This is a genomic window from Flavobacterium sp. ZE23DGlu08, from assembly GCF_030505335.1.
GTDB lineage: Bacteria > Bacteroidota > Bacteroidia > Flavobacteriales > Flavobacteriaceae > Flavobacterium > Flavobacterium algoritolerans.
Genome location: NZ_CP130045.1, coordinates 566,632 through 593,165 on the forward strand (window position 1 = coordinate 566,632; position 26,534 = coordinate 593,165).

The 26,534-nt window shown below is 35.1% G+C and carries 28 protein-coding genes; 25 read left to right on the forward strand and 3 right to left on the reverse strand.

Annotation, left to right across the window (positions count from 1 at the left end; all coding sequences use genetic code 11):
- Nucleotide 1 precedes the first annotated feature (1 nt).
- From Q1W72_RS02470 to Q1W72_RS02570, 21 genes are all read left to right on the forward strand, one after another.
- A complete protein-coding gene (locus tag Q1W72_RS02470; RefSeq protein ID WP_302137195.1) occupies nucleotides 2–1,177 on the forward strand; it encodes an XdhC family protein in 1,176 nt (391 codons plus the stop codon).
- Nucleotides 1,167–1,775: a nucleotidyltransferase family protein gene (locus Q1W72_RS02475; protein WP_302137197.1), complete on the forward strand. Its 609-nt coding sequence runs from the start codon at nucleotides 1,167–1,169 to the stop codon at nucleotides 1,773–1,775. The genes Q1W72_RS02470 and Q1W72_RS02475 overlap by 11 nt, the downstream gene beginning before the upstream one ends.
- Nucleotides 1,776–1,867: 92 nt before the next feature.
- Complete coding sequence (gene glp / locus Q1W72_RS02480; RefSeq protein WP_302137198.1) at nucleotides 1,868–3,055, forward strand: gephyrin-like molybdotransferase Glp; 1,188 nt, start codon at nucleotides 1,868–1,870, stop codon at nucleotides 3,053–3,055.
- A gap of 9 nt (nucleotides 3,056–3,064) precedes the next feature.
- Entirely contained in the window at nucleotides 3,065–3,796 is a 732-nt protein-coding gene (locus Q1W72_RS02485; RefSeq protein ID WP_099715771.1) for a sulfite exporter TauE/SafE family protein, read from the forward strand.
- Nucleotides 3,797–3,809: 13 nt separating this feature from the next.
- Nucleotides 3,810–4,043: a MoaD/ThiS family protein gene (locus tag Q1W72_RS02490; protein ID WP_099715772.1), complete on the forward strand. Its 234-nt coding sequence runs from the start codon at nucleotides 3,810–3,812 to the stop codon at nucleotides 4,041–4,043.
- Nucleotides 4,044–4,054: 11 nt separating this feature from the next.
- On the forward strand, nucleotides 4,055–5,164 hold the full coding sequence (locus Q1W72_RS02495; RefSeq protein WP_099715773.1) for a HesA/MoeB/ThiF family protein: 1,110 nt from the start codon (nucleotides 4,055–4,057) through the stop codon (nucleotides 5,162–5,164).
- Nucleotides 5,165–5,432: 268 nt separating this feature from the next.
- Nucleotides 5,433–6,287, forward strand: a complete 855-nt coding sequence (locus tag Q1W72_RS02500; protein ID WP_099715774.1) for a DMT family transporter — start codon at nucleotides 5,433–5,435, stop codon at nucleotides 6,285–6,287.
- Nucleotides 6,288–6,557: 270 nt separating this feature from the next.
- Nucleotides 6,558–7,355 carry a sulfite exporter TauE/SafE family protein gene (locus Q1W72_RS02505; RefSeq protein WP_099715775.1) on the forward strand — a complete coding sequence of 266 codons (798 nt, stop codon included), beginning with the start codon at nucleotides 6,558–6,560 and terminating at the stop codon, nucleotides 7,353–7,355.
- 319 nt (nucleotides 7,356–7,674) lie between these two features.
- Nucleotides 7,675–8,076, forward strand: a complete 402-nt coding sequence (locus Q1W72_RS02510; RefSeq protein ID WP_099715776.1) for a hypothetical protein — start codon at nucleotides 7,675–7,677, stop codon at nucleotides 8,074–8,076.
- Nucleotides 8,077–8,301: 225 nt separating this feature from the next.
- Entirely contained in the window at nucleotides 8,302–9,720 is a 1,419-nt protein-coding gene (locus Q1W72_RS02515) for a rhodanese-like domain-containing protein (protein WP_099715777.1), read from the forward strand.
- A gap of 11 nt (nucleotides 9,721–9,731) precedes the next feature.
- On the forward strand, nucleotides 9,732–10,049 hold the full coding sequence (locus Q1W72_RS02520; RefSeq protein ID WP_099715778.1) for a rhodanese-like domain-containing protein: 318 nt from the start codon (nucleotides 9,732–9,734) through the stop codon (nucleotides 10,047–10,049).
- Between the two features lie 202 nt (nucleotides 10,050–10,251).
- Entirely contained in the window at nucleotides 10,252–10,557 is a 306-nt protein-coding gene (locus Q1W72_RS02525; RefSeq protein ID WP_099716363.1) for a DUF202 domain-containing protein, read from the forward strand.
- Between the two features lie 116 nt (nucleotides 10,558–10,673).
- Nucleotides 10,674–11,888 carry an MFS transporter gene (locus tag Q1W72_RS02530; RefSeq protein WP_302137203.1) on the forward strand — a complete coding sequence of 405 codons (1,215 nt, stop codon included), beginning with the start codon at nucleotides 10,674–10,676 and terminating at the stop codon, nucleotides 11,886–11,888.
- A gap of 10 nt (nucleotides 11,889–11,898) precedes the next feature.
- The gene (locus Q1W72_RS02535) at nucleotides 11,899–12,219 is read left to right on the forward strand and encodes a rhodanese-like domain-containing protein (protein ID WP_302137205.1); all 321 of its coding nucleotides are present in this window, start codon (nucleotides 11,899–11,901) and stop codon (nucleotides 12,217–12,219) included.
- A 61-nt stretch (nucleotides 12,220–12,280) separates the two neighbouring features.
- Nucleotides 12,281–12,850: a TlpA disulfide reductase family protein gene (locus tag Q1W72_RS02540; protein WP_302137207.1), complete on the forward strand. Its 570-nt coding sequence runs from the start codon at nucleotides 12,281–12,283 to the stop codon at nucleotides 12,848–12,850.
- Between the two features lie 103 nt (nucleotides 12,851–12,953).
- Complete coding sequence (locus Q1W72_RS02545; protein WP_302137911.1) at nucleotides 12,954–13,517, forward strand: YeeE/YedE family protein; 564 nt, start codon at nucleotides 12,954–12,956, stop codon at nucleotides 13,515–13,517.
- Between the two features lie 11 nt (nucleotides 13,518–13,528).
- Complete coding sequence (locus Q1W72_RS02550; protein ID WP_302137209.1) at nucleotides 13,529–14,026, forward strand: DUF6691 family protein; 498 nt, start codon at nucleotides 13,529–13,531, stop codon at nucleotides 14,024–14,026.
- Nucleotides 14,027–14,032: 6 nt separating this feature from the next.
- On the forward strand, nucleotides 14,033–15,112 hold the full coding sequence (locus Q1W72_RS02555) for a c-type cytochrome (protein WP_302137211.1): 1,080 nt from the start codon (nucleotides 14,033–14,035) through the stop codon (nucleotides 15,110–15,112).
- 9 nt (nucleotides 15,113–15,121) lie between these two features.
- Entirely contained in the window at nucleotides 15,122–15,547 is a 426-nt protein-coding gene (locus Q1W72_RS02560; RefSeq protein ID WP_099715784.1) for a DsrE family protein, read from the forward strand.
- 101 nt (nucleotides 15,548–15,648) lie between these two features.
- Complete coding sequence (locus tag Q1W72_RS02565; protein ID WP_302137212.1) at nucleotides 15,649–17,343, forward strand: bifunctional UDP-sugar hydrolase/5'-nucleotidase; 1,695 nt, start codon at nucleotides 15,649–15,651, stop codon at nucleotides 17,341–17,343.
- A gap of 138 nt (nucleotides 17,344–17,481) precedes the next feature.
- The gene (locus tag Q1W72_RS02570; protein ID WP_302137214.1) at nucleotides 17,482–18,912 is read left to right on the forward strand and encodes an OprD family outer membrane porin; all 1,431 of its coding nucleotides are present in this window, start codon (nucleotides 17,482–17,484) and stop codon (nucleotides 18,910–18,912) included.
- Between the two features lie 360 nt (nucleotides 18,913–19,272).
- On the opposite strand, the gene Q1W72_RS02575 is transcribed toward Q1W72_RS02570, so the two are convergent.
- On the reverse strand, nucleotides 19,273–19,719 hold the full coding sequence (locus Q1W72_RS02575) for a tellurite resistance TerB family protein (RefSeq protein ID WP_302137215.1): 447 nt from the start codon (nucleotides 19,717–19,719) through the stop codon (nucleotides 19,273–19,275).
- Nucleotides 19,720–20,104: 385 nt separating this feature from the next.
- On the opposite strand from Q1W72_RS02575, the gene katG reads away from it, so the two are divergent.
- The gene (gene katG, locus Q1W72_RS02580; RefSeq protein ID WP_302137218.1) at nucleotides 20,105–22,360 is read left to right on the forward strand and encodes a catalase/peroxidase HPI; all 2,256 of its coding nucleotides are present in this window, start codon (nucleotides 20,105–20,107) and stop codon (nucleotides 22,358–22,360) included.
- 431 nt (nucleotides 22,361–22,791) lie between these two features.
- On the opposite strand, the gene Q1W72_RS02585 is transcribed toward katG, so the two are convergent.
- On the reverse strand, nucleotides 22,792–24,372 hold the full coding sequence (locus Q1W72_RS02585; protein WP_121341801.1) for an NADP-dependent glyceraldehyde-3-phosphate dehydrogenase: 1,581 nt from the start codon (nucleotides 24,370–24,372) through the stop codon (nucleotides 22,792–22,794).
- A 66-nt stretch (nucleotides 24,373–24,438) separates the two neighbouring features.
- Nucleotides 24,439–24,750, reverse strand: a complete 312-nt coding sequence (locus Q1W72_RS02590) for a rhodanese-like domain-containing protein (protein WP_099715790.1) — start codon at nucleotides 24,748–24,750, stop codon at nucleotides 24,439–24,441.
- 165 nt (nucleotides 24,751–24,915) lie between these two features.
- On the opposite strand from Q1W72_RS02590, the gene Q1W72_RS02595 reads away from it, so the two are divergent.
- The 3 genes from Q1W72_RS02595 (at nucleotide 24,916) to Q1W72_RS02605 (ending at nucleotide 26,520) form a co-directional block, all read left to right on the forward strand.
- Nucleotides 24,916–25,053 carry a hypothetical protein gene (locus Q1W72_RS02595; RefSeq protein WP_302137220.1) on the forward strand — a complete coding sequence of 46 codons (138 nt, stop codon included), beginning with the start codon at nucleotides 24,916–24,918 and terminating at the stop codon, nucleotides 25,051–25,053.
- The gene (locus tag Q1W72_RS02600; protein WP_121341799.1) at nucleotides 25,038–25,664 is read left to right on the forward strand and encodes a Crp/Fnr family transcriptional regulator; all 627 of its coding nucleotides are present in this window, start codon (nucleotides 25,038–25,040) and stop codon (nucleotides 25,662–25,664) included. The genes Q1W72_RS02595 and Q1W72_RS02600 overlap by 16 nt, the downstream gene beginning before the upstream one ends.
- A 67-nt stretch (nucleotides 25,665–25,731) precedes the next feature.
- Complete coding sequence (locus Q1W72_RS02605) at nucleotides 25,732–26,520, forward strand: sulfite exporter TauE/SafE family protein (RefSeq protein WP_302137223.1); 789 nt, start codon at nucleotides 25,732–25,734, stop codon at nucleotides 26,518–26,520.
- Nucleotides 26,521–26,534 lie beyond the last annotated feature (14 nt).

Genomic DNA, 26,534 nt, shown 5'->3' on the forward strand with positions numbered 1-26,534 from the left:
AATGAAAGAACTTCAAGAAATTATTAAAAAATATGACGTTGCCAGTCAGAAAAATATAAAATCAGCACTAGTAACCGTAGTTCATTTAGATGGTTCCTCTTACAGAAGACCCGGTGCCAGAATGTTAGTGAATGATGACGGAAGAATTACCGGTGCCATAAGCGGCGGTTGTTTAGAAGGTGATGCCTTAAAAAAAGCCTTATTTGCCATTTCTGAGCAAAAAAATACTCTTTTTACTTATGACACTTCAAAAGAAGACGATTCAGAAATGGGAATTCATTTAGGATGTGAAGGCCTTATACAAGTATTATTCGAAAGCATCGATTCTGAAAAAGAAGAAAACCCAATACAATTGCTGAGTAAAGCATTAGCCGTTCGTCAAAAAGCAGTTTTGGTTACTTTATTTGATTTGGATAATAATCAAAATGTCCAATATGGCACTTGTTTGCTATTGGAAGAAAATGGAACTCTTTCCGGTAAAATACCACTGCAACAGTTTGAAGAAGCGGTCTTAAAAGACATAACGGATGTTATGCAGAATGGTGAATCTGTTTTCAAACAATACAAATCAGGTGACGTATCTGTAACCGCTTTTTTTGAATTCTTGCATCCACCAGTTTCCCTTGTGGTATTAGGAGCAGGAAATGATGCTATTCCGCTTATGAAGTTTGCAGATGTCTTGGGATGGGATTTTAGAATTGTAGACCGAAGAGATACACATGCCAACAAAGAAAGGTATCCTACCGCCTCACAAATTTTGGTAGCAAATCCAGATGTTGCCTTAGAACATCTTGCGTATGATAATCGTACTTTTTTTGTTTTAGTAACGCACAGTTACAAATGTGATTATTATATGTTAAAATCATTATGTGCCGCTGCTGTTCCTTACATAGGTATTTTGGGACCAAAAAAGAAGTTGCATCGCATGTTGGAAGAAATACAACATAATGAAGGCATTCATTTAAATGACGATAAAGTGGCAACAATTTATGGCCCTACAGGTTTAGATATTGGAGCAGAAACACCAGAAGAAATTGCACTCAGTATTATAGCGGAAATTCAAGCAGTATTGACTGGAAAAATGGGTGGCATGCTAAAAACGAAAAATGAAGTCATTCATTCCAGAGACTCATTAGACATTCAAATAGAAGATATCAAAATTTATAATGCATCATAAAATAAAGCAATGTGGCATAATTATTTTGGCAGCAGGTTCAAGCAGTCGCATGGGAAAACCCAAACAATTACTTGAATTTGATGGTATGACACTCTTAACACGGGTTTCAAAAATGGCTTGTCAATCAAAATTATATCCCGTGATTGCCGTTTTAGGTGCCAATGCTGATTTGATTCAAGCGCATCTCGATGTTCCAGAACTTGATATTGTACTTAATGAAAACTGGGAAGAAGGAATGGCCAGTTCTTTACGAAAAGGGCTTTTTTCCATGAATGAAATGCATCCTCATGTTGATGGCGTCATAATACTTGTTGGCGATCAACCTTACATAAATAATCAGCATATAGAACAACTGATTGATGCTCAAGACAAATCCGGATTGTCCATTTCTGCCTGTTCCTATGCCGGTATTATGGGAACTCCTGCCCTTTTTCACAAAACAATTTTTCCAGAACTGATGTTGCTTGAAGGAGATATTGGTGCCAAAAAAATCATCGAAAAAAGAAAACAGGATGTAGCTACAGTACATTTCGATAAAGGAGTTATTGATATTGACACAGTAGAAGATTATGAAAATTTACACAACGAAAAAGAATAAATATGCTTGTTGATACATCCAATAAAATCCATGATTACTTGCACATTTCGTTGATTTTATTTGCATCTTACGCCTATTAAAATTCAGCATAAATGGAAACAATGATTTCGGTACACAGCGCTTTGGAATTAATAACAAATCATGTCAAATCGCTACCAGTTGCAGTGATGCAATTAGAAAAAGCAAACGGATTGGTTTTGGCAGAAGACATTTATGCGCCTGAAAATGTGCCTGCATTTCCTCAGTCCAGCATGGATGGATATGCTTTTGCTTTTGACGATAATCGTTCAGATTATAAATTGGTGGGAGAAATTGCAGCTGGAAGCAAACAAACTTTTGAATTAAAGCAGGGCGAAGCTGTCCGAATTTTTACGGGAGCTGCCGTTCCGTTAGCTGCTGATACTGTTTTAATGCAAGAAAAAGCATTGGTCGAATCAGATAAACTAACTGTAAATGATGAAAATTTAAATAAAGGAACTAACCTCAGAAGTATTGGTTCTGAAATAAAAAAAGGAACAAAAGCACTTGAAAAAGGAACCGTTTTAAAACCGGCTACTATAGGTTTTCTGGCGAGTATGGGCATTGCTAAAGTCAAAGTATATCCTAATCCCAGCGTTGGAATTTTAGTCACCGGTAATGAATTACGATTGCCGGGAGAAGATTTAGAATATGGTCAAGTATTTGAATCCAATTCATTTACCTTGCAATCTGCATTAAATCAAATGAATATAAATAACGTAACTATTTACAGATCTGAGGATAATCTGAATCAATTACAGACTCTTTTATCACAAATATTGGAAGTAAATGATCTCGTTTTAATTTCGGGCGGTGTAAGTGTTGGAGATTATGATTTTACCATGAATGCATTAGAGAAATGTGCTGTAAATCCCATTTTTCATAAGATAAAACAGAAGCCGGGTAAACCATTATTATTTGGAATGAAAGCGGAAAAAGTTATTTTTGGTCTTCCTGGAAATCCAGCCTCGGTATTAACCTGTTTTTATGAGTATGTACTTCCCGCAATTGGAATTATGACCGAACGCAACGTAAAATTGCAAACTAAAAAAATGGTTCTTACACAAGAATATCAAAAGCAGGCAGGCATGACACATTTTTTAAAAGCGTCGCATAATAATGATTTAGTTTATCTTGAAACGGGCCAAGAATCCTATAAACTTTCTTCGTTTGCTAACGCTAATTGTCTGGCCATAATTCCAGAAAACGCATCGAAAATTGAATCAGGTCAGGAAATAGAAGTACATTTATTTCCTTTTTAAAATTACAAAATGACATTATCATTATCCTTTTTTTTATTACTGTTTATCATTGCATTTTTATATGCCTCCGTAGGTCATGGTGGAGCAAGTGGTTATTTAGCATTAATGGCTATTTTCAGTTTTGATCCAAATTTTATGAAACCAACAGCATTGGTATTAAACTTATTTGTATCGCTGGTCTCGTTTACGCTGTTTTTTCGCGAAGGACATTTCAAATGGAAACTTTTTCTCCCCTTTGCCTTAGCCTCAATTCCTTTTTCGTTTTTAGGGGGCATGATATCATTAGACGGAGATATTTATAAAAAAGTTTTGGGTTTAACTCTCTTAATACCAGTTATAAAATTTTTTGTATATCCAAATACGAATGATTCAGAGTTAAAAAAAAATACGCTTGCATTGACAATTATTATCGGTGCCAGTATCGGATTTCTTTCTGGCCTGATTGGTATTGGAGGAGGTATTCTACTTTCGCCAATACTTTTAATGTTGCATTGGTCAAACCAAAAACAAACTGCAGCTATTAGCGCATTATTTATTTTTGTCAATTCGGTATCCGGTTTAGCGGGACAATTATCTAAGGGTGTTAAATTTGAAAACGACATGCTTGCTTTTGTTGCCGTAGCCTTTATTGGCGGGATATTGGGTGCTTGGTTGGGTGCTAAGAAGTTCAATCAATCGGTCCTTAAATATATTTTAGCAACAGCATTATTAGTGGCTTCCATTAAATTATTATTTACCTGATTAATTTTATTTTATGAAAATAGAAGTGCTTTTTTTTGGACAATTAACGGACATTACCGGTAGCTCAAAATTAGTTATTGATTATGTCGACACTACTGACAACTTAAAAAAAATAATCCTAGAGAAATTCCCTGCTTTATCATCGTTGAAATTTGCAATCGCAGTAAATAAACAAATGGTAACAGACAATATTTCAATAGAAAAAAATAGTAGTATCGCCTTTATGCCTCCGTTTTCTGGTGGTTAAAAAAACAAAACATGAAACATTTACAGGAGCGATATCAACGTCAACTAATGCTAAATGAATTTGGATTAGAAGCACAAGAAAAACTTTCAAACGCTAAAGTATTAGTTATTGGAGCCGGAGGTTTAGGTTGCCCTATTCTACAATATTTAGTTGCTGCTGGTGTTGGGCATATTGGGATTGCAGATGATGATGTGGTAAGTTACTCCAATTTAAACCGACAGATTTTATTTGGACAACAAGATGTGGGACGTTTTAAAGTGGCTATTGCCAAAGAAAAACTCCTTTTGATGAATGACACAATTGATATTAAAACTTGGAAACTGCGCTTTTCGCAAAAGGATTGTATCAATCATTTCAAGGATTATGATATTATTGTTGATGCTACAGATAATTTTGCCAGCAGGTATTTGATAAATGACGCCTGTGTATTATTTGGCAAACCATTAGTATTTGGGGCAGTTTCAAAATTTGAAGGACAAGTGGCCGTATTTAATGTTCCAATAAACGAAAAGGAAAAAACAGTCAATTATAGAGATTTATTTCCTGTACCACCAAACAATAATGAAGTTTTAAACTGTTCCGAAGCAGGAGTTTTAGGAGTATTACCAGGTATGATTGGAGTTTTACAAGCAACGGAAGTAATTAAACTTATAACTGGCATTGGAAAACCATTAACAAACAGAATCCTGACATACAACGCATTAAATCAGGAGTTTTTCACTATGTATTTGACTCCAAATCCAGAAGCTTCCAACTATATCCCAGCTTCAGTTGAAGCCTTTGAAAATACAGATTATGAATGGTTATGCAACTATAGCCCAACTAATGTCAACGAGATTGAATTTGAACAATGGTTGGAAATTAGGGAAAACACTATTTTAGTTGATGTACGGGAACTTATAGAGAAGCCCCGTTTAGATTTCTATCCACATTTATCGATTCCTTTGTCCACGTTGCGTTCTAATTTAGATGATTTATTAGATAAAGAGATTGTATTTGTTTGTCAGTCTGGAAAAAGAAGTTTAAAAGCCGCATTACTATATTTGTCCGTGATGCCAAATGCAAAGGTATATTCACTAAAAGGCGGAGTTAATGAACTGGTAAAAAAGAAATTAATTTAATTTTATGGAGCATATAAAAGACAAAAATATTTTTGTTGATAGAGCAATACCCGCTTCATTTATTAGTGATAGTATTGTAAAACATGCTACAAAAAACACAATTGGTGGTGACAGTATATTTTAGGACAAGTAAGAGCTGATGAAATAAACGGTAAAAATGTAGCCGTAATTGATTGCTTTTGGTGTTTTATTGTCCAATGATTATTTACATCAATACCTACTTTAAATTATAAATTTTGTAGTTTTACCCGCCTATATTCACCCCTTCATGAAACTTAAACAGATCAACATACCTCCATTACCCGCCGTACTTTTAGCAATAATAAGCGTACAATCTGGGGCGGCTATCGCCAAAGGCCTTTTTCCTGCTATTGGTGCTGCCGGGACAGCTTCTTTAAGAATTGGCATCTCCGCATTAATATTATTGGCTGTTTACAGGCCAAACCTAAAAAAAGTAACTGCTGACCAATGGAAATTGGTTATTCCTTATGGTTTATCCTTGGGCGCAATGAATTTGATTTTTTATCTTTCCATTGAGAGAATTCCCATTGGACTTGCTGTTACACTGGAATTCATAGGTCCGTTATTAGTAGCTGTTTTTGGTTCAAAACGCATCATAGACTTTTTCTGGGTACTTCTTGCTGCGGCAGGAATCGTCTTAATTGCTCCATGGTCAAATAATGGATTAGATATTTGGGGGATGCTTTTTGCTCTTTTGGCTGGTGCACTTTGGGCGGCTTATATCGTATTAGGAGGGAAAATTTCAAAAATAATGAAAGGTGGAGACGCAGTTACCATAGGAATGCTATTTGCATCTATACTTATAGTCCCTTTTGGAATTCTAGGAAATGGCTTAAGTAATCTTACGCCTCAACTTTTAGGTTTAGGGGTAGCACTCGCGCTATTATCCAGTGCAATTCCTTTCACATTAGAAATGAAAGCTCTCGGACAACTTCCTGCACGTACTTTCAGTATTCTAATGAGTTTAGAACCTGCTGCAGCATCAATTTGTGCTTTTATATTTTTACAGGAATACCTTACTTTTAATGAAATTTTAGCGGTTGTTTTTGTGGTAATAGCTTCTGCCGGATCAACAATTACTTCAAAAACGCAAGAACATTAAAATTTTCAGTACTGTTTTAAATACTTTCGATGATTTAATTTAAAAACCTGCTGATTAAAAAAAAGGACTACTACAATATAAAAACAGCTGCTTATCACAAGCAGCTGTTTTTTTTTATAAATGATAAAAAAGCATTGCTCCTACTACTGATTTCCTTCTTATATTTTTTCCTTTTCTAATTTATTTTTTGAAAAAACTTTCCTGTGTGATAAATGTTACTGTACGTGGAATTTAAACTGACAATCTTTGCAGTATAAAATTTTACAACTTATGGAATATATCGGTTATTTTACATCAATACTCATTGGCGTTGCATTGGGATTAATAGGCGGTGGCGGCAGTATTCTTACCGTACCAGTTTTAGTCTATTTATTTGCTATTGAACCCGTTTTAGCAACTGCTTATTCCTTATTTATTGTAGGTCTTACAAGTGCTGTGGGCACTGTGGGCTATTTCAAAAAAGGGTTAGTAAATATCAAAACGGCAATTGTTTTTGGTATTCCGTCAATCATTGCGGTTTTTACCACAAGAGCTTTTATTGTTCCTGCAATCCCAAAAGAAGTGTTTTCCATTGGCGAATTTATAGTTACAAAAAACTTGTTGATGATGTTACTTTTTGCCGTAATTATGATTGCCGCATCGTATAGCATGATCAAAAAAGATAAAAAAATTATAAACGAAAAGTCCGAAGAACAAAAATTCAATTACCCACTCATACTTATCGAAGGTGCAATTGTTGGCGTTATCACCGGATTAGTGGGAGCCGGCGGCGGTTTCTTAATTATACCGGCATTAGTCGTATTAAGTAAGCTTCCTATGAAAGAAGCAGTTGGAACATCATTAGTAATTATAGCTGCAAAATCGTTGATTGGTTTCTTTGGAGAAGGAGGAGAAAATGGAATCAATTGGCAATTTCTGATTACCATTTCAACATTTGCAATTGTTGGAATTTTCATTGGCACAGCATTATCAAAAAAAATTAATGGAGACAAACTGAAACCCGCATTTGGTTGGTTTGTTTTAGTAATGGGAATTTATATTATAACCAAAGAGCTTTTTCTAAAATAAAATTTAATAAAAAATCGAAACTAAATTGAATTTTAAAAGTCACTTTAAAACAAAAAATCCTTCTCCTTTAATACTAAAATGAGAAGGATTTTTAGTTTCAATTGCATTTAAACTCAAAATTATCTATTCCAATTCAGAAGAAAAACATTGTAACAAGCCTATTTGGCAAAAAAATAATTAAAAAAAATATTTGTTTTAGTTCACTCATTCAGAGAACTATAAATGATTGAATAATCGCCAAAGCATTTTTTAACAACATGCAAAAAGCAACCTTTCATTCTCTTTGACATCCTTAGAGCAACAAATAAATTTAATAATTATGAAAAATTTCAGATTACAAGCAGCAGTCATTGTACTATTAATTTCAACAGCTTTCGTATCATGCAGCGATGATGACAACACACCAAATGCAGTGACTAAAAGTTCATTGGTAACAAAAGTAGAAGGTGCTGTAACCGGTGACATAAATGTTGAAGTTCCTTTAACTGTGACTTTTTCAGTGGACAACAATTGTGGGTCTTATAACAAGTTTATCGAAACTGCAGCTGCCAACACAAAAACGATTGAAGTGGAATCAAAGTATGAAGGAACAGGTTGTGGAACGACTCCAACAAGCAAAACTGTTGTTTACAAGTTCAAATCGACAGCTGTGGGAACTTACAATTTAAAATTCAAGAAAACGGCTACTGAGTTTGTAACACACACTATAGTTATTGATTAGTTTTTTGGGTTTGGTTAATTAATGATAGAAACACCAGTTGAATAGCTGGTGTTTTTTTATTTTTTAAAAGTAGTTATGCGTTGCAATTCCCACAAAACACAAAATTTATATTTTAAAAATTTACAATTATGGCAACTTTTTTTGTTATGTAACATTTGTCACTATCTTCCTTAAATTCATGCTATATCTTTGTATTATAATTTAATAAAGAAAAAATTTAAGAATATGAAAATAGAACAAATATATACAGGATGTTTAGCACAAGGTGCTTATTATATTACTTCAAATGGTGAAGCTGCCATTATTGATCCGCTTCGTGAAACTGAACCTTATATGGAAAGACTGGAAAAAGACGGTGTGAAATTAAAATACATTTTCGAAACCCATTTCCATGCTGATTTTGTTTCAGGACATTTAGATTTGAGCAAAAAAACCGGAGCCGAAATTGTTTATGGTCCCAATGCCAATCCTGAGTTTGAATTTATTTCTGCCAAAGACAACCAAGAATTTGCAATTGGCAACATCAAAATAAAAGTATTGCACACGCCAGGTCACACTATGGAAAGTACCACGTACTTATTAATAGATGAAAACGGAAAAGACCACGCCATTTTCTCTGGAGACACTTTATTTATTGGCGACGTTGGCCGACCAGATTTAGCTCAAAAAGCAGCACACATGACACAAGACGAACTGGCTGCCATATTATTCCATTCGTTAAGAGACAAAGTAATGACGCTGGCAGATGATGTAATCGTATATCCAGCTCACGGCGCGGGTTCTGCTTGTGGAAAAAATATGAGCAAAGAAACTGTTTCAACCATTGGTGAACAAAAAGCAACAAACTATGCTTTGCGCGCCAATATGACTGAGACCGAATTTGTACAAGAAGTTACCGAAGGTTTATTACCTCCACCAGCCTATTTTGGGATGAACGTTGCCATGAACAAAAAAGGAATTGAAAGCTTTGAAAATGTCTTTAATAACGGAATGAGAGCAATTAATGCAACTGAATTTGAAGCTGTAGCAGAAGAAACCGGTGCTTTAATCTTGGATACCAGAGACAATGGTAATTTTGCAAAAGGATATGTGCCACAGTCCATAAATATTGGTATCAATGGCGATTTTGCTCCTTGGGTTGGTGCTTTAATTGCCAATGTAAAACAACCGATTATTTTAGTGACTGAACCGGGACTCGAAGAAGAAACCGTAACGCGCTTAACACGAGTTGGGTTTGATAATTTAATAGGACATTTAGAAGGCGGCTTTGAAGCTTGGAAAAAAGCCGGTTTTGAAATCGATACTGTAAATCGCATCACTGCGGAACAATTTGCAGAAGAAGTGAAAATTGGCGAAAGCAAAATAATCGATGTCCGTAAAGAAAGCGAGTATGAGGCAGAACATGTTGATGAAGCTTACAGCCGACCATTAGCCTATATCAATGATTGGGTAAAGGACATCAATCCTGAAGAACATTTTTACATGCATTGTGCCGGAGGATACCGAAGTATGATGGCCGCATCAATTTTGCAAGCACGAGGATATCGAAACTTTACAGAAATTGAAGGTGGTTTTGGAGCGATAGCTAAAACTACAGTTCCTAAGACTGATTTCGTTTGTCAAAGCAAAGTATTAAAATCATAAAACAAATAATTATGTTCGGAATTTTTAAAAATATGTTTTCAAAAAAAGACACAACACAAATGGAAAAATTAGTAAAAGAAGGTGCGTTTCTAGTAGATGTTCGCACGCCTGCAGAATTTGCAGAAGGTCACGTAAAAGGATCCACAAATATTCCTTTGGATCAAGTACCGAATCAATTGGCTGAATTTAAAGGAAAAGAACACATTATTGTTTTCTGCCGAAGCGGGAATCGCAGCGGTCAAGCCAAAATGATTTTGGAACAAAATGGTTTTAAAAACGTAACAAATGGTGGTACTTGGATGGATGTAAATGAAGCGATAAGCAAATAAACAGAGGTGCAATTAAAGTAGTGTGCAGTTTAAAACAAGAAATATATTTGTTTTAAACTGCACACTTATTTAGAAATCGAAATTTGATGTAAATAAAGAAGTAAATTTGATAGACTTTTTAAGAGATACTAATGAATTTATTGCATTAAATGTAACAAAGACTACCGAACTGCTTTTTGAAATTAACTCGAAAAAAACTGATATGAAAGATACAAAGGCAATAAACAAAGACTTAATTTTAAGAGAACGATTAGCGCTACAACGAACAGTGCTGGCCAATCAATCTACATTTCTTGCCTTCCTGAGAACGGCAATGTACTTTTTGATTGCAGGATTGAGTTTGCGAAATTTATTAAAAGTTGAAAATAGTTTCCTGATTGAAATGGCGCTGTTTGTTATTTCATTCGTGATACTTTTACTTGGAACTCTTAACTATTTCAAGCATAAAAAATCCATTTCCGAAAACAAAAAGCACATTGGTGATTACCAATTAGAATATTACGAGTAATTCCAGTACAACTCTTTTTAATGCCTTACTTCCTATTGCTACATCAAGAATAAATGGAAAATATTGGTCCTTTTGGGAATTAAAAATAAATCATTCAACAATTGAATATGAATACTATGAAACTCGGACTAAAGGAAAATTGGAAACAATTTACCATTTTGGTAATCGTAAATGCTTTTGTTGGCGGGATGATAGGAATGGAAAGAACGATTATTCCAAAATTTGCCGAAATTGAATTTGGTATTGCTTCAAAAACAGCTATTCTTTCCTTTATAACTGCCTTTGGAATTACTAAAGCCATCACCAATTATTTTACAGGAAAATTGGCAAACCGTTTCGGGAGAAAAAATTTACTCCTGTTTGGATGGGCTCTGGCAATTCCTATTCCTTTCATTTTGATACATGCAGAATCATGGAATTGGGTGATTTTTGCCAATATACTGTTGGGTATAAGCCAAGGATTAACTTGGAGCAGTACCGTGGTGATGAAAATTGATTTGGTTGGAGAAAAAGATCGCGGACTGGCAATGGGACTCAATGAATTTGCCGGTTATTTTGCCGTTGGATTAGTTGCTTTCCTGTCAGGCTATATTGCCCAAAAATATGGCATTACACCCTACCCTTTTTACTTGGGAATTGGAATTTCGATAATTGGTTTTTTATTGACTTTGTTTTTTGTGAAAGATACCAGAGTATTTGTACACCAAGAAAACACCACCAATCAAACCAAAAAATTAGAAAACATTTTTCTGGAAACCACTTTCAAAAACAAAACTTTAAGTGCTGTTACGCAAGCTGGATTAGTCAATAATTTGAATGATGGCATGATTTGGGGACTTTTGCCTATTGTCTTACTTTCTTTGAACTACGACTCTGAAAACATTGGCGTCATAACAGCTATTTATCCCACCGTTTGGGGTTTTGGACAATTGATAACCGGAAAAATGTCGGATATATATTCGAAGAAAAAGATGCTTTTTTGGGGAATGTTGGTACAGGGAATTGCGATTCTTTTTATTCCTTTCAGTACAGAAATGTATCAATTGGCAACTATTTCAGCCTTACTGGGATTTGGAACTGCCTTAGTTTATCCTACTTTTTTATCAGCCATTGCGCAAGCCACAAATCCAACACAAAGAGCGGAAAGCATTGGTACATTTAGACTTTGGAGGGATTTAGGTTATGCGATAGGCGCGATTATTTCAGGAATAACCGCTGATTTATTTGGGGTAAATTATGCTATTATATTGATAGGTGTTATCACGATTCTATCGTCTGTAATAATCGAAGTTCGTATGCCGAAAGACCATTTGCAAAAGACAAATAACTAATACAATCAACATGAAAGAAATAGATAGCACCTCAAATGAATGTATTTCAGTTGAAGAGACAAAACAAGCGCTTCAGCAAAATGAAAAAATACAGATTATTGATGTCCGTTCCAAAGAAGAATTCGAAAACAATCATATTCCGGATGCCATAAATATTGCTTTGTCAGAAATTGAAAACCAAATACATAAAATTAAAAAAGATCATACAATTATCACCGCTTGTGGCAAAGGTGGAGGAAGGTCGATGGATGGCGCTAAAATTTTAAAAGAAATGGGATACAATGCCAACTGGCTTTGCGGTGGAACAAATGAATGGCTGAATTTAAAATAAACTATAAAGTTAAAGTCAATATTCTTTCTTTTCAGAAAGTAATGCTACAAAAACATAAAAAATGAACTGGAAAACACCTAAAAAATCTACTCTGCAAAATATTGCTTTTATCCTATTTATAGCACTGCTTCTGTTTAGTCCTTTGGGCACTTTTGTAAAAATACAATTAAACCGCTTAATTGTTTTTTCACCCAAAACTATTGCTGTAACGGATCAAAAAATGCTGTCCAGTTACCAATGGCAATTAGTTGATGCATCGGGGCAGCGTGTGACATTAGAAGACTATGAAGGGAAAATGATATTCATTAATTTCTGGGCCACTTGGTGTCCGCCTTGCATTGCCGAAATGCCAAGTATGCAAAAATTATATGCTGATTATCAGGATAAAATTGTCTTTTTGTTTGTGACAACGGATTCTTTTGAAAAAGCGAATGCGTTTATGGTCAAAGAAAATTTAACACTTCCTATCTATCAATCGGTTACAAATCCTCCTATGGAAATGGACTCGTCTACAATTCCAGCCACATATCTTATTGACAAACAAGGAAATGTAATTTTAGCCAAAATTGGTACTGCAAATTGGAATAGTGATTCGTTCCGAGAAAAGTTAGATCATTACATTAGAAAATAAAATCAATGTAATTTTTTAAAATCTTTTTTGTTGTGTGACAAAAGTAACACAACTCCTCATTTATAAGTATAATCTTTGCAGTATTAAATCAACAAATATGGAAATTTTAGAATTTATCAAACAACCTTGGCCTTGGTATATTGCAGGCCCATTAGTTGGACTTACAGTTCCGGCATTATTAATTATTGGAAACAAATCTTTTGGAATTAGTGCTTCATTACGTCACACTTGTGCGATGTGTTTACCGGCAAATATTAAATTTTTCAAATACGATTGGAAAAAAGAAATCTGGAATATGTTTTTCGTTTTCGGAATTTTAATTGGTGGTGTTATTGCTTTCAGTTTTTTATCAAATCCAGATCCAATTATTATAAACGACAATCTAAGAACAGAATTAGCGTCGTATGGAGTTACAAATATCAACGGAATGCTGCCCGAACAACTGTTCTCTTGGGAAAATTTAATCACATTCAAAGGATTTTTTATGATGGTTATAGGTGGATTTTTTATTGGTTTCGGTTCTCGTTATGCGGGAGGTTGCACCAGTGGTCACTCTATTTCAGGTTTGTCTAATTTACAATTGCCTTCTTTGATTGCAACGTGTTGCTTCTTCATAGGCGGATTGATTATGGCGAACATCATTTTACCTTTTATCCTTTCACTATAAAATTATTAGCTATGCAAAATAAAGATCAAAATACAGATTTCGAAACTCGTTCTTTAGATACCGTTTGTGTCAACGAGAGTCAATTGGAACACAAGTGGTACCATAATTTAAAATACTTAGTCATCGGTTTATTGTTTGGAATTGTTTTCATCAAAGCCGAAGTAATCAGCTGGTACCGCATTCAGGAAATGTTCCGTTTTCAATCCTTTCACATGTATGGGATTATAGGCAGTGCTGTTGTGGTGGGAATGATTTCAGTATTTCTTATTAAAAAATTCAATATTAAAACCATTTATGGTGAAAAAATTGAGTTCCACGACAAAACATTCAACAAAGGACAAATTTACGGCGGGCTTATCTTTGGATTGGGTTGGGCTGTAACAGGAGCTTGTCCTGGACCATTGTTTGCACAAATTGGAACAGGTGCTACTGTTATGATTATTACCTTACTATCCGCAGTAGTGGGAACTTGGGTATATGGTTATTTTAGAGATAAACTGCCTCATTAAAAAAATATGAATTCAGAAAAACAAAATATAGTCCAATTTAGGTCGATGATAAAAAGGGTAATTTACCTCTTCATCACTATTATTTCTTTAATAATAGGGTTGTTGCTATTCTTGTTTTTCAATTCATCAATCACCGCTTGGTTTCAAAAAAGTGATGTAAATATTGACTCTCTTTATATCGATGCCGAGAAAAAAGTGATTTTACAGAATGAAATGGCAAAATTCTGGAAACCAGCTGATATCAATTTGATTACTGATTCAACTTTAAAGCAAGAAGTGGAATATGGCAAAGATTTAATTGCACATACTGCTAAATATTTGGGTCCAAATGGTAGTGTGAAGCAAATTACTAATGGTATGAATTGTAACAATTGCCACTTAGATGCGGGTACAAAACCTTGGGGAAATAATTACGGTTCTGTATATTCTATGTATCCAAAAATGAGAGCGCGAAGCGGACAAGTAGAAGACCTTTATAAAAGAGTCAATGATTGCATGGAAAGAAGCTTAAATGGTCAGCCTCTAAAAAGAGATGAAAAAGAGATGAAAGCCATGATTGCGTATATCGAATATATTGGTAGTAATGTCCCTAAAGGAAAAGAAGCAAAAGCCTCTGGAATCTATGATTTAGAATATTTAGACAGAGCTGCAGACCCAGTTAAAGGAAAAGCTTTGTACGATACCAAATGTGCCAGTTGTCATCAAGTGAATGGTCAAGGAATTTTGGCAGAAGATAAAAAGGAGTATACGTATCCACCACTTTGGGGCAAAAATTCATATAATAATGGTGCGGGATTATTTAGAATCAGTCGTTTTGCCGGGTATATAAAATACAATATGCCGCTGGGCGCTACGTATGATAATCCTCAATTATCTGATGAAGAGTCTTGGGATATTGCCGCTTATGTTGAAAATCTTGACAGACCATCAAAAGATTTAAGTCAAGACTGGCCCAATATTTCTAAAAAACCGTTGGATCATCCTTTTGGTCCTTTTTCTGATACCTTTACGGAAGCGCAACATAAATTCGGACCTTTTAAACCCATAAAAGACGAAAAAAAGAAAAACGAAAAAAAACAATCTTAAAACTCAATTATGAAAAACGGGACCCTTTTATTTATTCTTGTATTTAGTATGATTTCAATTGGCGCATTGGCACAAAAAAAGCCGAACAACCATAAAATCGTTTTCCAGTTTACTAATGCTACTGATACTTTGCAACAGAAAGCAATTGTAAACCAGCTGAAAAATATGACTACACATTGGCCAAATGCCAAATACGAAGTCGTCATTCACAGTATGGGTTTGCCATTAGTAATGTCTGCAAAATCAAAGCAAATAGACGCCATAAAAGCGCTTCGGGCAAAAGGTGTCCGCTTTTTAGTATGTGAGAACACCATGAAAAGTCAAAAAGTAAACAAAGACCAATTGATTCCGGAAGTAGAATATGTGCCGGTTGGAATTGCTGAAATTGTTGAAAAACAAGAGCAAGGCTGGACGTACGTCAAAGGCGGATTTTAAATTAAAAATGTAAATTATATTTTACACCATCTTACACCATTAATTTAGCTGTAGTTTTTCTGTAAAAAGCTGTTAAAAACTAAACCAACAAACCTAAAACCATGAGCAATAACCGAAGAGATTTTCTAAAATCAGTGGGGACATTAGGCCTCGGTGCTGCGATTATTTCGCCTATTTCCGCTATTGCAAATGCAAATCAGACTGAAAAAATAAACTTGGATACAACAATAGATGGTTCTAAACTGCAAACAATTTCTATTCTTCAAACCACCGATGTGCATTGTCAGATTCATCCGCATGATGAGTTATTCTGGGAAAATGGCAAAGCCGTTTTTAGAAAAACGGGCGGTTATGCCTATATGGCAACCTTATTGAAACAGTTAAAAAAGAAAAACCCAAATACTTTTACTATTGATACCGGTGATATGTTTCAAGGCAGCGAATTAAGCGTAGAAACCACTGGTGAAGCTTTTGTTCCCATTTTAAATGCATTGAATTACGATTTGTACTTACCTGGAAACTGGGAAGTAATTTATGGAAAAAGAAAAATGCAAACGCTGTTAGGTTCTCTTGATGCACCAAAAATTTGTACAAATATGTACCACGATTTAGGCGAAGGAAAACGAGGTGAACTTATTTTTCAGCCGTATACGATTTGGCATATTGCCGGAGCAAAAATTGGTTTTTTAGGATACACCGATCCTTTGGTACCATTGCGCCAAAGTCCAAATTACAGCAAGGGAATCTTATATACTAATCCCGAAGAAAATCTGGCTCATTATGTGGATGTGCTAAGAAATCAGGAACAATGCAGTTATGTAATTATAATTGCACATCTGGGTTTATCGCAGCAAATAGCATTGGCAAACCGACCAGAATGTGAAGGTGTGAACTATATTTTGGGTGGCGATACGCACGAAAGAGTCCGCAAACCTATTGTTTGTAAGTATTCTAAAGTGGTGGAACCTGGAGCCTTCGGTTCTTTTATTGGGAAATTAGATTTGACTATCCTCAACGGAAAAGTCATTGAAGACAGCTATGAATTAATAGAAGTCGATTCTCCAAAAATAAAACCCGATGGTACAATTGAGAAATTATTAAAAGAGAAAGAAGCTCTTTATCAAGAACAAATCAATCAGGTTATTGGCTATAGCACGATTCCTTTGTACCGTTATTTTGTGGTAGAAAATCCTATTGACACGATGATTTTGAATGCTCTAAACTGGAAATTTCCTGAAATCGATATTAATCTTTCTAATGGATTCCGTTTCTGTCCGCCCAAAACTACTCCGGATGAAACAGGAAATATTCCCATCACAAACGGATTTATCTTTGATATGCTTCCCGTGGACAGCACCGTAAGAACCGCAAAAGTGACTGGAAAGCAATTGAAAAACTGGCTCGAAAAAGAATTAAATAATGTCTTTGCCGAAGATGCTTCGAAACGTTTTGGCGGTTGGGTCGTAAAATTCAAGGGAATGGAGGTACAATTCAATGCTTTTGCAGAAATGGACAAAAGAGTGCAAAGTATTACTGTGAAAAATATTCCGATCGATTCTGAAAAACTATATACCATCATGGCATGTGAACGTGATGGCGATCCTGTGGATATGCTTTGCAGAATGAAAGGCGTTATAGATGCCAAAAATACAACCTCAACTTTGCATACGGTAATGAGAGAATATTTAAAACAAAATTCTCCCGTTACGCCAACACCCGAAAAAAACGCGATAATTTTGGATGCTCCAGAAACATTGCTATCTCAAGTTACAGGTGTTGATTATACTTTTAGATAGTCTTTCAATCGTAAAGTCAAAAGTTATAAAGCCGAATGTATAGAACATTCGGCTTTGTTTTTTTTGGTCAATGTGATAAAAGTTACTTCCCAATTATATTGATGGAATTATTTTTGTACCAAATCTAAACGTTCAAAAATGAAAAAATTTTTCATAATAATTTATATACTTACCTCTCTCCTTTTTTCTATAAATACAATAGCGCAACATCAGGAAATTTTAGATAAACCAACCGTTTGGAAAGAAAAAAGTAACGAAAAAATTGATTCTACCTCGATTTTAAATGCTTTCAAAAATGGAAATTTCAGCGGTCATTTTCGTTATTATTTCATGAATACCAATAATAAAAAGGGCTTATCTGATTATTATGCGAATGCACTTGGCGGAGGCGTAAAGTTTGAAACCGCAAAATTTTATAATTTTCAATTTGGCGTAAGCGGGTACTATATTTTTAATATTGGTTCCTCTGATTTTACTGAAAAAAATTCCATTACCAATGCTCCCAATCGATATGAAGTAGCACTTTTTGATATTCAAAATCCATCAAACAAAGACAATTTAAGCCGATTAGAAGAATTATATTTGAAATACAACCATAAAAATTCGGATGTAACTCTTGGAAAACAACTCCTGAATACTCCCTTTATTAATCTTCAAGATGGCCGAATGCGTCCTACAGCAGTAAACGGGATTTGGGTAGATTTTAATGAAATCAAAAAGACTACAATCAATTTAGGCTACCTCTACGGAATCTCACCACGAAGCACGCTAAAATATTTTGAAGTGGGAGAATCAATAGGAATCTACCCTACAGGCGTGAATCCAGATGGAACAAAATCTGATTATGTAGGGAATTTAGACAGCAACGGAATTTATATTTTTGGTGTGCAAAATGAATCCATACAGCATCTAAAAACACTTTTATGGAATCAATATGTTGAGAATATATTTAATACTGCTTTGTTCCAAATGGACTATGCCTACCCTTTACATTCAAACTCAAAACTGCTTATTGGATTTCAAACCATTTACCAAAACGCGCTGAATTTTGGTGGAAATGAAGATCAAAGTAAAACCTATTTTCAAAAAAATAGCAACTCACAAACTTTTGGAGGAAGGCTCGGTTGGAGAAATAAAACGCTCGAATTGACTTTAAATTACAACCGAATTACAGCCAAAGGAAGGTATTTAATGCCCCGAGAATGGGGACGAGATCCTTTTTATACGTTTATGCCAAGAGAACGCAATGAAGGTTTTGGAGATGTAAATGCCCTGATGACCAAATTACAATATACACATCCTAAAAAAACATTCAAATCAAATTTCGCAGTTGGTTATTTTGATTTGCCGGATGTAAAAAACGTTGCATTAAACAAATACGGATTACCATCTTATATCCAGACTAACGCTGACATTCGATATAAATTTCAAGGATTTTTAAAAGGTTTTGATGCGCAACTATTGTATGTGCATAAATTCAATGTGGGAGAAACTTACGGCAACAAAAATTATGTTTTCAACAAAACTGACATGAGTACTATCAATTTTATTGTCAATTTCAATTTTTAAAACCCTTTAATCCAAGTGATAAAATTTCATTATCAAATAATTCAGCAGTAGATACAACAACGTTCCTACCACAGCAAATGTGATGACACAGCTAATCAGGTTAAGCACAATATTAGGAATAAACTTCAATCGGGGATGTGTAATTAAGGGTTCCCGATGCAGTCTTTCGTGAAAGTTTTCCTTTGCTATTTTGAGTTTCTTTTTGATAGCCCTTGCGTTTTAAAGACAATAGCGATGAATGGTCACTATTGATTTTTGGTTTCCTATTTTGAATACTCTAAATTACGTAATATTTTTAAGATAAAGAGGTTATAAAATAGATTTAATCTGCTTAGGTATTGACTGTATCAAAATTGCCTTTTATATCCCTTTTATATTCCCTTTGTTTTTCAAGAAAATCACTTCAATTATTTTACTGGTCATATCAGCATCAATTTTGAGTCGATTTGATAAAACTTCAATTAGGTTTTTTTCTTCTTTTTCCAATGTTCCGTCAGCCAGTAACACTTCTAATGCAAGAGCAAATACAGTTTCTTTATCTTCTTCTTTAATTAGTTCACAACAAGCAGAAATGTATTTTAATTGCCCCAGTTCCATTCTTAAATTGAATGATTTTGCATAAAGTGGTGCCATATCGATTCCGACAAATTTTTGTTTCGAATGCAATACTCTTGATAACGATGCTGTTTCCGAATCCGTAATTTGATTATCGGCAGAAATACAAGAATATAAAATTCCAACCCAAGCTTCAAACTCTGAGGTTACTGGATTTTGGTCACTATTATTTTTATTTTCAAATGAATTCATATTTTTATTTTTTTCTAAAGTTACTGTTTACCTTCCAACACATTGCTTGAGTTTGGGAATAAATTACCATTTATTTTTTAGGTATCAGTAAATTTTCAACTAGAGGACCACTTGTACAAGAAACCAATTCCCAATTTTTATAAGACAAAATACAACCGTATCAAAAATAATAAAAGTTAAGGAGAACGATTCTAACCTAATTTATGAATTTAATACTGGCTTAATAATATCCTGATGAACTGATGTTCATTTAATTAAACATTTTTAGTAAATTTATCAATCACTAACACCATTTGTAACTATAGTTTTTATCTATTAAAAATAAAATTAGGTACGGATAGTTTTTGGTAAATTCGCTTTAAGTAAATAAAAAATCAATCATACTATGGAAAATAACACAAACCCGAGCTCAACATCCTACAACGTCAACGGAGAAAGTAAATGCCCGTTTTCTGGAGGAGTTGCTCCAAAACAAGGTTCCGGTTCAGGGACTAGTAACCGTGACTGGTGGCCAAATCAATTGAAATTGAACATTCTGCGCCAAAACTCCTCTCTATCCAATCCTATGGGAGAAGCTTTTAATTACGCTGAGGAATTTAAGTCTCTGGATTTAGAAGCTTTGAAAAAAGACATTATGGATGTCATTACCACCTCTCAGGATTGGTGGCCTGCTGATTACGGCAGCTATGGTCCGTTCTTCATTAGAATGGCTTGGCACAGTGCAGGAACGTATCGTATTGCAGATGGTCGTGGTGGTGCTGGTTTCGGTACACAGCGTTTTGCACCACTAAACAGCTGGCCGGATAATGCGAATCTGGACAAAGCTCGTTTGTTATTATGGCCAATCAAACAAAAATATGGCAAGAAAATTTCTTGGGCAGATTTAATGATTCTTACAGGTAACTGCGCACTTGAGTCGGCTGGTTTTGAGACCTTTGGTTTCGCTGGTGGACGTGCCGATGTTTGGGAACCACAAGAAGATATTTACTGGGGTTCTGAAAAAGAATGGTTAGCACTTAGTAATACTCCAAATAGCCGTTACTCAGGTGATCGTGATTTAGAAAATCCTCTAGCTGCTGTGCAAATGGGGCTTATTTATGTAAACCCTGAAGGTCCTGACGGTAATCCTGATCCGCTATTAGCAGCTCGTGATATTCGCGAAACATTTGCCCGTATGGCTATGAATGACGAAGAAACTGTTGCGCTTATTGCTGGTGGACATACCTTGGGGAAAACCCATGGTGCTGCTGATCCAAATAAATACGTCGGCCCAGAACCAGCTGGAGCGTCTATTGAAGAGCAAGGCTTAGGTTGGAAAAATACCTATGGTACTGGGAATGCAGGTGATACAATTACCAGCGGTCTGGAAGGTGCTTGGACGACAACCCCAATAAAATGGAGTAATAATTACTTTGAAAACCTGTTCGGGTTTGAATGGGAATTGACAAAAAGCCCGGCCGGAGCACATCAATGGAAACCAAAAGGTGATGCAGGAGCTGGTACAGTGCCAGATGCTCACGACCCTTCAAAAACCCATCAACCTTTTATGTTGACTACTGACTTATCATTACGAGTTGACCCAATATACGAGAAAATTTCAAGACACTTTTTTGAAAATCCAGCAGAATTCAATGACGCATTTGCTAGAGCATGGTTCAAGCTAACGCATAGAGATATGGGACCAAAAGTGCGCTATTTGGGACCCGAAGTTCCTGCTGAAGAATTAATTTGGCAAGACCCGGTTCCAGCTGTTACGCATCCATTAATTGATGACCAAGACATTGCTACGCTTAAAGCTAAGATTCAGGCTTCAGGATTGTCTGTGTCTGAATTGGTAACTACTGCTTGGGCATCAGCATCTACTTTCCGTGGCTCTGATAAACGTGGTGGTGCTAACGGTGCCCGTATTCGTTTAGAACCTCAAAAAGATTGGAAAGTAAACAATCCGTCTCAACTGGAAAAAGTGCTTAACAAACTTGAAAATATCAAAAATGAGTTCAACAGCACACAATCTGGTGGAAAACAAGTTTCAATTGCTGACTTGATCGTATTAGGTGGTAGCGCAGGTATTGAAAAAGCAGCTGCAAATGCGGGACATTATGTAACCGTTCCTTTCTCTCCAGGAAGAACAGATGCTTCACAAGAACAAACAGATGTAGAGTCATTTGCAGTTCTGGAGCCTCAAGCAGATGGATTCCGTAATTATGTTAAAACAAAATATACGGTTTCAGCAGAGGAAATGCTGGTTGACAAAGCTCAATTATTGAACTTGACAACACCAGAAATGACAGTTCTTGTTGGTGGTATGCGTGTGCTAAATACTAACTTTGATCAATCACAAAACGGTGTTTTCACAAAACGTCCTGAGACTCTTACTAATGATTTCTTTGTGAATTTACTTGATTTAGGTACTACATGGAAAGCTGTTTCAGAATCTGATGATGCCTTTGTAGGAAGTGATCGTATGGCAGGCGGATTAAAGTGGATTGGAACTCGTGTGGATCTTATTTTTGGTTCTAACTCAGAGTTAAGAGCACTTGCCGAAGTGTATGGTTATCGCGATGCTCAAGAAAAGTTTGTAAAAGACTTTATCGCAGCTTGGACTAAAGTGATGAACTTAGACCGTTTCGACTTAGTTTAATATTAGAATTTATAATTTGTTTAAAAAGGTGGTCTGGCAACGGATCACCTTTTTTTATTTTGTAGTTTGATTTTCAGACTGATTATACCTAAATAAAACTTGTTCATTAATCTTAAAAAAGATTCTAGATTCTGTATTACCAGCCATAAAGTGGCACTAATCCCTCCAATTTGGATGGCTTCGTGCCATTAAATGACTTCTGCTAATGTGATAGATAACTAACCATAAATTAATCTATATAAACAAATCTAAATGATTTCATTTTCAATGTTTTACGGTTTCCCGTAAAGCATTGAAAATTTATAATTATTTAAAAAGACTTAGACGTATTACATAATTTTTTGAGAATAAAAATCTCATTTGCAAACTCAATCCCATAAAAAAAGCCGTCACGAAAAACGAGACGGCTTAAATTTTTAATTAAAAAGAGATTACAAAATATAATCGGTATTAATGAAATTAGATTCTTTACTGCTCAGTAATTCCTGTAAAATAGCATTGTTATACTCATTGTCTTTAGATGCTACAAAGGTTCTAATCGAGAACGAACGCAAGGCATCATGAATACTCAATGTTCCTACAGCTGAATCTTTTCGTCCTGTAAAAGGGAAAACGTCCGGTCCTCTTTGGCAAGAACTGTTCAAGTTTACTCTACACACTAAATTTACCAAAGCATCAATAAGCGGCGCAATAGTTTTGATGTCTTTTCCAAACAAACTTACTTGTTGCCCGTAATTTGATTCGGCCATATCATTCAAAGGCTCTTGAATGTCTTTGAAAGAAATAATAGGCACAACTGGACCAAATTGCTCTTCGTGATACACGCGCATTTCTTTATTTATAGGAAATAAAACTGCCGGGAAAATATAATTAGAAGAATGCTTCCCTCCTTTTTCATTGATTATCGCAGCTCCTTTACTGGTCGCATCATCAATCAATTCTTGAATGTAAGCCGGTTTTTCTTTTTCTGGTAAAGGCGTCAGAAACACGGATGCATCCCACGGATTTCCAAAAACCAACGCATCCACTTTGGCAGCAAAACGTTTGTTGAACTCATCTGCAATAGACTCATGCACATACAACACTTTCAAAGCCGTACAACGCTGTCCATTGAACGATAAAGAGCCCGCAATACATTCTTGGATAGCCAAATCTAAATCGGCATCCGGAAGGATTATCGCAGGATTTTTTGCCTCCAAACCTAATATCAAACGCAATCTGTTTTTATTCGGATGCTGGTCTTGTAATGCAATTGCTGATTTACTGTTTCCTATCAAAGCCAAAATATCTACTTTCCCGGATTTCATTATTGGCGAAGCCACTTCACGTCCGCGACCGTATACAATATTGATGGCTCCTTTTGGAAAACTGCTTCTGAAAGCTTCCAACAAAGGAGAAATTAATAAAACTCCATGTTTAGCAGGTTTAAAAATTACCGGATTTCCCATAATCAAGGCAGGAATGAGCAACGAAAAAGTCTCATTCAACGGATAATTGTATGGTCCTAGACATAAAACAACACCAAGCGGTCCTCTGCGAACCATGGCATTTATTCCTTGTACTTTAGAAAAATGAGCGCTACGACTATTTAATTCTTTTAAACTGTCGATTGTATCGTAGATATATTCTACGGTTCTGTCAAATTCTTTTTCAGAATCACCTAATGATTTTCCAATTTCCCACATCAATAATTTAACAACTTCTTTACGGGTTGTTTTCATTTGAGTAACAAAATTTTCCATGCATTTGATACGATCCGCCACTTTCATGGTAGGCCATAATCCTTGACCGTTATTATACGCTGCACTAGCTGCATTAACTGCTTCCAGCGCTTCAGCTTCTCCCATAAACGGGATTGAACCTAAAATAGTTGGGCCGTATTCTTCGGTGGATGAAATTGTTGAAAAAACCGGAGTGGTCTGACCGGTCCATTTTTTTAATTCTCCGTCAACTAAATACGTATCTTGATTTAATAAAGTGCTAATTTGAAATTCTTCTGGTATTACATTCATACTAAAGTATTTTATGTTTTTAATTTAAATTTTAAATAAACAAAGAGGCACTGGCCTCTTTGCGTTTTATGGAGCAACTACTTCTCCATCCCATTCTATAATGCCTCCAACTAAGTTATATGCATTTTCAAAGCCCAGCTCATTCATTATTTCACAGGCTTTTGCACTTCTCATTCCGGAGCGGCAATACACATAATAGTTTTTTGTTTTGTCTAACGCTTCAATTTCAGAGATAAAACCTTGTCCCAAATGAATATCAATATTAATGGCATTGGCTATAATTCCTTCGTTAAATTCGGCTTCGGTTCTCACGTCTAAAATTACTGCGTTTTCGTCAGTTTCAAATTGAGAAACCCAATCTTCTTGTGTTAAATTCATAGTGATGTTTTTTGTAAAAATACAAAGATTTTAGCTAACAATAAACGCACGATTTGTTAATTGGATAATATTCATAAGAAAACGTTTTCGCAAAACATTAACTATCAAGAAACTATAAAATCAACAAGTATTTTTACGAAAAATAGCCTATTAAATCCATAGGAAATGCGTAAACAATATAGCGCCAATCAAGGACCAGCCATTTTCATTAACACCAAAAATTACCATCCTTTTTTGAGTTTTTTAGATTACTTTTACAATACAAACGATAGAAAAAAAGACCAAAAATGCTTGATTCCGTAAAAAAAATTTTCCCTTCATTTTCTAATGAATTAGTGAAAGAAATAGAAGCCAATGCAACTATTCATTCCTATCAAACAGGTGATATAATTATACGAACTGGGCAGTATATCAAAAACACTGTTTTAGTAATCAGCGGGAAAATAAAGATTTACCGCGAAGATGAAAATGGCGGTGAATTTTTCATGTATTATTTGCAACCCGGACAAGCTTGTGCCATTTCTATGATTTGTGCCACCAAGAACGAAAAAAGCCAAATAATGGCTAAAGTTGTTGAGGATGTTGAATTAATCATGGTTCCGCTTCCATTAATGGATAAGTGGATGATGCAGCACCGCAGTTGGTATGAATTTGTGATTGGTTCTTATCGCAGTCGTTTTGAAGAAGTCTTGGAAGTGATTGACAGTATTGCATTCAGGGCAATGGACGAGCGTTTGGAATTTTATTTAAAACGCCATGCTGATGCTTGTGGCTGCAAGGAATTGAAACTGTCCCATCAGGAAATCGCATCTGAGCTCAATACATCAAGAGAAGTAATTTCCCGTTTGTTGAAAAAAATGGAACAACGCGGTATTGTTTCCTTACACCGCAATAACATTGAACTTTTAAAATAAAATTAGCTCAATAAAATCCATTCTTGTAAACAAAATGGATAGAAATATTATTTCAAAAAATTTTAAGATGGAATATTTAGGCTATTTTGCTTCAATTATTATTGGACTTTCATTAGGATTAATTGGAGGCGGAGGATCTATACTTACTATTCCTATTCTGGTTTATCTCTTTAAAATAGATCCTGAAACTGCTACCAGTTATTCTCTATTTATAGTGGGAATCACGGCTTTATTTGGCTGTATCAGCCACTATAAAATGGGAAATCTTAAAATTAAATCGGCATTATATTTTGCCATTCCTTCCGTTTTTTCTATCCTGATCATTCGAGAAGTCATTTTCCCAAAAATAGCGGCAACAATTTTCTCCATTGCTTCCTACCAAGTATCAAAAAATTTCCTGATAATGATTGTTTTTTCAGTACTCATGATAGCTGCGGCAATAGCTATGATACGCAAAACAAAAACGGTTATAAGTCCTCCAAAAACAAATTATACACAGCTTGGGCTAATTGGATTTTTAATTGGAATTGTAACCGGATTTTTAGGAGCCGGAGGCGGGTTTTTAATCATCCCAGCCTTATTATTTTTTTCTAATTTACCAATGAAACAAGCCGTTGGCACTTCATTATTGATTATCTTTATAAACTCAAGTATCGGTTTTGGAGGTGATTTATATATTGGTACTCCTATAGATTATTCGTTTTTACTGATGATTTCAAGTATGGCATTTATAGGAATGATAATTGGCATCAAACTTTCAAAAAAAATAGATGGAACTAAACTAAAACCAATCTTTGGTTGGTTTGTACTAGTAATGGGAATTTATATTATTATCAAAGAATTTTTCTTCAATTAAAAAATGGAATGTAA

Excerpts from the sequence above, each read along its gene's own strand:
- Q1W72_RS02470 (WP_302137195.1), top strand. The coding sequence starts at position 2 with ATGAAAGAACTTCAAGAAATTATTAAAAAATATGACGTTGCCAGTCAG.
- Q1W72_RS02475 (WP_302137197.1), top strand. The coding sequence starts at position 1,167 with ATGCATCATAAAATAAAGCAATGTGGCATAATTATTTTGGCAGCAGGT.
- glp (WP_302137198.1), top strand. The coding sequence starts at position 1,868 with ATGGAAACAATGATTTCGGTACACAGCGCTTTGGAATTAATAACAAAT.
- Q1W72_RS02485 (WP_099715771.1), top strand. The coding sequence starts at position 3,065 with ATGACATTATCATTATCCTTTTTTTTATTACTGTTTATCATTGCATTT.
- Q1W72_RS02490 (WP_099715772.1), top strand. The coding sequence starts at position 3,810 with ATGAAAATAGAAGTGCTTTTTTTTGGACAATTAACGGACATTACCGGT.
- Q1W72_RS02495 (WP_099715773.1), top strand. The coding sequence starts at position 4,055 with ATGAAACATTTACAGGAGCGATATCAACGTCAACTAATGCTAAATGAA.
- Q1W72_RS02500 (WP_099715774.1), top strand. The coding sequence starts at position 5,433 with ATGAAACTTAAACAGATCAACATACCTCCATTACCCGCCGTACTTTTA.
- Q1W72_RS02505 (WP_099715775.1), top strand. The coding sequence starts at position 6,558 with ATGGAATATATCGGTTATTTTACATCAATACTCATTGGCGTTGCATTG.
- Q1W72_RS02510 (WP_099715776.1), top strand. The coding sequence starts at position 7,675 with ATGAAAAATTTCAGATTACAAGCAGCAGTCATTGTACTATTAATTTCA.
- Q1W72_RS02515 (WP_099715777.1), top strand. The coding sequence starts at position 8,302 with ATGAAAATAGAACAAATATATACAGGATGTTTAGCACAAGGTGCTTAT.
- Q1W72_RS02520 (WP_099715778.1), top strand. The coding sequence starts at position 9,732 with ATGTTCGGAATTTTTAAAAATATGTTTTCAAAAAAAGACACAACACAA.
- Q1W72_RS02525 (WP_099716363.1), top strand. The coding sequence starts at position 10,252 with ATGAAAGATACAAAGGCAATAAACAAAGACTTAATTTTAAGAGAACGA.
- Q1W72_RS02530 (WP_302137203.1), top strand. The coding sequence starts at position 10,674 with ATGAAACTCGGACTAAAGGAAAATTGGAAACAATTTACCATTTTGGTA.
- Q1W72_RS02535 (WP_302137205.1), top strand. The coding sequence starts at position 11,899 with ATGAAAGAAATAGATAGCACCTCAAATGAATGTATTTCAGTTGAAGAG.
- Q1W72_RS02540 (WP_302137207.1), top strand. The coding sequence starts at position 12,281 with ATGAACTGGAAAACACCTAAAAAATCTACTCTGCAAAATATTGCTTTT.
- Q1W72_RS02550 (WP_302137209.1), top strand. The coding sequence starts at position 13,529 with ATGCAAAATAAAGATCAAAATACAGATTTCGAAACTCGTTCTTTAGAT.
- Q1W72_RS02555 (WP_302137211.1), top strand. The coding sequence starts at position 14,033 with ATGAATTCAGAAAAACAAAATATAGTCCAATTTAGGTCGATGATAAAA.
- Q1W72_RS02560 (WP_099715784.1), top strand. The coding sequence starts at position 15,122 with ATGAAAAACGGGACCCTTTTATTTATTCTTGTATTTAGTATGATTTCA.
- Q1W72_RS02565 (WP_302137212.1), top strand. The coding sequence starts at position 15,649 with ATGAGCAATAACCGAAGAGATTTTCTAAAATCAGTGGGGACATTAGGC.
- Q1W72_RS02570 (WP_302137214.1), top strand. The coding sequence starts at position 17,482 with ATGAAAAAATTTTTCATAATAATTTATATACTTACCTCTCTCCTTTTT.
- Q1W72_RS02575 (WP_302137215.1), bottom strand. The coding sequence starts at position 19,719 with ATGAATTCATTTGAAAATAAAAATAATAGTGACCAAAATCCAGTAACC.
- katG (WP_302137218.1), top strand. The coding sequence starts at position 20,105 with ATGGAAAATAACACAAACCCGAGCTCAACATCCTACAACGTCAACGGA.
- Q1W72_RS02585 (WP_121341801.1), bottom strand. The coding sequence starts at position 24,372 with ATGAATGTAATACCAGAAGAATTTCAAATTAGCACTTTATTAAATCAA.
- Q1W72_RS02590 (WP_099715790.1), bottom strand. The coding sequence starts at position 24,750 with ATGAATTTAACACAAGAAGATTGGGTTTCTCAATTTGAAACTGACGAA.
- Q1W72_RS02595 (WP_302137220.1), top strand. The coding sequence starts at position 24,916 with ATGCGTAAACAATATAGCGCCAATCAAGGACCAGCCATTTTCATTAAC.
- Q1W72_RS02600 (WP_121341799.1), top strand. The coding sequence starts at position 25,038 with ATGCTTGATTCCGTAAAAAAAATTTTCCCTTCATTTTCTAATGAATTA.
- Q1W72_RS02605 (WP_302137223.1), top strand. The coding sequence starts at position 25,732 with ATGGAATATTTAGGCTATTTTGCTTCAATTATTATTGGACTTTCATTA.